4 protein-coding genes are annotated in these 4,193 nt (G+C 73.9%); 1 reads left to right on the top strand and 3 read right to left on the bottom strand.

Annotated elements, in window-relative coordinates; all coding sequences use genetic code 11:
* The coding region (locus tag ACWGKQ_RS51895; RefSeq protein ID WP_453299131.1) for an SseB family protein at positions 1–196 on the bottom strand (196 nt) is incomplete at its 3' end.
* Between the two features lie 150 nt (positions 197–346).
* Here ACWGKQ_RS51895 and ACWGKQ_RS51890 point away from each other — a divergent pair.
* Positions 347–1,348 (top strand): serine hydrolase, encoded by a 1,002-nt coding sequence (locus ACWGKQ_RS51890; RefSeq protein WP_453299130.1) that lies wholly within the window; start codon positions 347–349, stop codon positions 1,346–1,348.
* A 115-nt stretch (positions 1,349–1,463) separates the two neighbouring features.
* Here the strand turns inward: ACWGKQ_RS51890 and mycP are convergent, their stop codons facing one another.
* Complete coding sequence (mycP, locus tag ACWGKQ_RS51885; RefSeq protein ID WP_453299129.1) at positions 1,464–2,627, bottom strand: type VII secretion-associated serine protease mycosin; 1,164 nt, start codon at positions 2,625–2,627, stop codon at positions 1,464–1,466.
* Positions 2,624–3,571, bottom strand: coding sequence for a hypothetical protein (locus ACWGKQ_RS51880; RefSeq protein ID WP_453299128.1), 948 nt, complete (start codon positions 3,569–3,571; stop codon positions 2,624–2,626). The genes mycP and ACWGKQ_RS51880 overlap by 4 nt, the downstream gene beginning before the upstream one ends.
* Positions 3,572–4,193 lie beyond the last annotated feature (622 nt).

Below are 4,193 nucleotides of genomic sequence, written 5' to 3'. Positions count from 1 at the left end.
GCCCGTTCTCGTCCTCCTCCGCCTCACCGAGCACGGCGACCACCGGAACCAGGAGCCGGGCGCCCTTCAGCGCCTCCAGGACCGGTCCGACGGCGCCGCGGTCCGCGGCCCAGGCGGCCAGCGCGGCGGACAGCCGGGGGTCGGCGGAGCCGTCGTCGTCGGAGTAGCCGGAGTCGGGAATGTTCTTGTTCGCCACGGTCCCCGACTCTATCGGTGGGATGCTGCTGCGGTTGTGCGGCCCCCGAAACCGCTTCGACACGGGTTTCACGGGAATCTCAGATTTCCCTGACCTACTTCTAACTTCCAGCAAACGGCTCACACAGTCCCCGGCCCGAGCATCGCGGGCATGGACTCCCCCAGAGCCACCTCAGGATCCCGCCGGGCCCGCCGCGCCCGGCCCCGGCGCCGGGCCCTTCTCTACGTCTCCCTCGCCACGGTCGCCGTCGTCGGTGTCACCGCGGCGGGCACCGTGTACGTGAAGGCGCACGCGCGCGACAACGCCGTATCCTCGGCGGCGTCGCCGTCGCCGTCCCCCTCGGCATCGGCATCGGCCTCGGCGAGTGGGGAGACATCGGTGGAACCCGTGACGGAGCCGGCCGTGGACCGGGACGCGCTGCTGGGCTCGGCGATGGGAAAGGTGACCGTGCCGTCCGGGGCGAAGGTCTCGGCGGCCGTCCTCGACCTGGACTCCGGCGACAGCGCGGTCTACGGCGACTCGGCCTTCGACACCGCGAGCATCGTCAAGGTGGACATCCTGGCGACGCTGCTGTTGCAGGCGCAGGACGCCGGCCGGCATCTGACGGCGACGGAGAAGGCGTACGCCACGAAGATGATCGAGAACAGCGACAACACGTCGGCGTCCGAGCTGTGGGACGTCATCGGCAAGGCGGCGGGGCTGGACGCGGCGAACAAGCGCTTCGGGCTGACCGGGACGGAGGGCGGCGACGGGGCGCTGTGGGGGCTCACACAGACCACCGCCGCCGATCAACTCACCCTGCTGCAGCAGGTGTTCGGGGACGACTCGAAGCTGAGCGCGGCCTCGCGGGCCTACGTCCAGGGGCTGATGAAGACGGTCGAGTCGGACCAGCGGTGGGGGGTGTCGGCCGCCGCCGACGGTTCGGGGTTCGCGCTGAAGAACGGGTGGCTGGCGCGGAGCACGACGGGGTTGTGGGACGTCAACAGCATCGGGCGGGTGACGGCGGACGGGACGGACTGTCTGGTCGCCGTGCTGTCGAAGGGGACCGTGAGTCAGGCGAAGGGGATTTCGCTGGTGGAGGCGGCTGCGAAGGCGGCGGTGGGGGCGTTCACGGAGTCTTCCGAGTCGGCGTCCGCTGCGGCTTCGCGGTAGGGGGAGGGTTCAGGGGTTCGCGGGCGGGTGCTGGTGCGTAGGGGCTGGGCGCGCAGTTCCCCGCGCCCCTTTGGGGCGCGATTCCCCTGGGGCATCTCAAGAAGTCAGGGCGGATTCAGACATTCCTGCGGCGGCCTCGCCACATGACCACCGCCGAGACCAGCAGGACGCCGCCCGCGCCGGCGGCCTGCGGGGCTGCCCAGTCCGTCGCGCTCGACGGCTTCTCCTCCGGGTCCGGGCCGGAGCCGAAGTACTTCTTGTCGTACGACGCCGATGTCAGGTTCTGGGTCTTCAGCTTGGTCGCGGCCTTGATCGCGGCCGCCGGGTCGATCATGCCGAAGCCCCGGGAGTCGTCGCGGCCGCCGGCCGGGGCATCGCGGGCGGTGTCCTCCAGGAGTTTCTTGATCTGGGCCGGGGTGAGGCCCGGGTGGGCGGCCTTGACCAGGGCCACGGCGCCGGAGACGAAGGCGGAGGCGGCGCTGGTGCCCCAGCCCTCGTAGTACTTGTGGTCCGGGTCGGCGATGACGATGTCGACGCCGGGCGCGCTGACCGTGGCGTACCAGCGGCGGGTGGAGAAGTCGGCGCGGGTGCCGAACTTGTCCACCGCGGTGGCGGCGATGACGCCCGGGTAGGCCGCCGGGTAGGAGATGTGGTCGCCCTTGTCGCCGCCGTTGCCGGCCGAGGCGACGACCACGACGTCCTTCTTCAGGGCGTACTGGATGGCCTCGTCCTCACTGGGCTCCGGGTGCGCCGAGTTGGAGTCGTCGCCGAGGGAGAGGTTGATGACGTCGGCGCCGTGGTCGGCGGCCCAGCGGATGCCCTCGGCGAGGGCGTTGCCCCGGGTGGAGCGGGCCTTGCCGCGGGCGCTGTCGCCGTCTTCGAGGATGACCCGGACGGGGAGGATCCTGGCCTCGGGTGCCACTCCCATCACACCGTCCTGGTCGCCGACCCCATGGCCGTGACCGGCGATGATGCCGGCCATGGCGGTGCCGTGCCGGGCCCAGGTGCGGTCGCCGGGCTTGGCCCCGAAGCCGATCATGTCCTTGGCGGCCAGGACGTTGCCGACGAGGTCCGGGTGATCGGCCTCGACACCGGTGTCCAGGACTGCGACGGTGATGCCCTTGCCCTTGGTGGTCTGCCAGGCCTCGTCGAGGTGCAGGGCGGACAGGCCCCACTGCTGGGCGCGGATGCTGTCCGCGTAGGCGGTGGTGGACGGCAGCAGGGCGAGCGAGCCGGCCAGCAGCAGGCTCACCGCGGCCCCGGTTGCGCGGCGCTTCATGAGGGCTTCTCCGTTGCCGGTCCTGCGATGCTCTGGCGCAGTCGCCGTTCGATGCGGTCGGCCAGGCCCTGCGCCTCGTTGCCGAGGCCGGCCTGGGCCGCGGCCGTGGTGGCGCCGGACACCTCGGCGTCGGCGGCGGGCTGCGGGGTGTCGACGCTGCGGCCGTCGGCCCAGCCGGAGACGGCGTAGGCGACGACCGGGGCGTCGTCGAGCACGGAGATCGTCCAGGAGGCGCGCTGGTGCGGCCCGAACCCCTCGGCGGCGGTGCCCTTCGCGGCGTACGGGAGGGGCACCAGGTCGGTACGGCGGTCCAGGCGCTCGGTCGTGAACCGCTTGGCGAGGGCGGCCATCCCGGCCGGGTCGGCCTTCGTGAACAGCAGGCCGACGGTCGTCACGTAGCTCTGGGTGGCGTCGGTGTAGGTGGCGCGGATCAGGCGCTGGCAGCCGACGGGCGCGAGTGCCTTGCGCAGCAGCGGGTCGAAGGCGCCGGTGCAGCCGGTGGCGGGGGCGACGGCGATCCGGGTCCAGGTGCGGTCGGCTCCGCCGGGGCCGGCGCCGTTGCCCTGCACGGTGGGCGGGAAGAGTTCGTCGACGGGCACGTTGTGCCACAGGCCGGCGGCGGAGCTGAAGCTGGTCGCCGTGGTGGTGTCACCGCCGTCGTCGACGATCCAGCCCCCGGTCACCGCGCCGCCGATGAGGCCGAGGCCGAGCACCACGCAGGCGGCGGCAGCGGCGGTGCGAGGCGCCACGCGACCGGCCAACGACAGCCCCCGCCCTCGCTCGTCGTACCCCTCGGGCTCACCGAACGTCACAACGGGCCGGTCCCGGCCGGGAGTTCCCACGGAGGAGCTCCAGGACATCGAGGGATCCGGGGCGGGCCCGAGGGGGTGGGCGGACGGGGCGGTGTCGCGGTAGGAGGCAGGAGCGGCGGCGGGATGCGGCACAGTGCCGGACTCCGGGCGGGCCGGGGCCGACGGCTGCGCGGAAGCGGCCGGGGCCGGAGCGGCCGAGGGCCGCGGCGGCGCTCCCGGCACCGGGCGCGCGGGGCCGTCGACGCCGGGGAACGCCGTACCGGTCGCCGCCGAAGCCGCGGAACGCGTCCGGACACCGCTGTCCGGACCCTCGGCCGGACGCGGCGGCGCGGCGGGCGCCTGGGTACCGGGCCGATGGGCACCGGGCTGATTCGAAGCGTCGGTCCCCGGCGTCCTGTCGAGACGCGCCGGAGGCTCCGTCGGACGCGGTGGACCGGCGGGCGCCGGGGGGCCTGCCGGACGCGACGGCGTGCCGGCTGCCGGAGGCCCGGCGGGACGCGGTGGGGTGCCGGATGCCGGGGTGGCCGGCGGACGCGGCGGGATGCCGGGCGTCGCGGGCTCCGTCGGACGTGGTGAAGTGCCGGGGGCCGGAGGGCCGGCCGGACGCGGCGGGGCGCCGGACGCGGGGGCGGTCGTCGGGCGGGGCGGGTTTTCGGTGGGCGGGGGCGGGGGCGGGGCGGGCTTCGTGGGTGTCGTTGGCGGGGGGGGGGCTGTCGCTTAAACTAATATCCGAAGCCGCGAGCTCAAAGCACAT

This window comes from Streptomyces sp. NPDC054770 (assembly GCF_053611985.1).
The sequence above is the reverse complement of the archived record's forward strand: the minus strand, read 5'-3'. Positions and strand labels throughout refer to the sequence as shown.

What these genes read in the sequence shown, in the direction of transcription:
- ACWGKQ_RS51890 (WP_453299130.1), top strand. Translation starts at nt 347, where the DNA reads ATGGACTCCCCCAGAGCCACCTCAGGATCCCGCCGGGCCCGCCGCGCC.
- mycP (WP_453299129.1), bottom strand. Translation starts at nt 2,627, where the DNA reads ATGAAGCGCCGCGCAACCGGGGCCGCGGTGAGCCTGCTGCTGGCCGGC.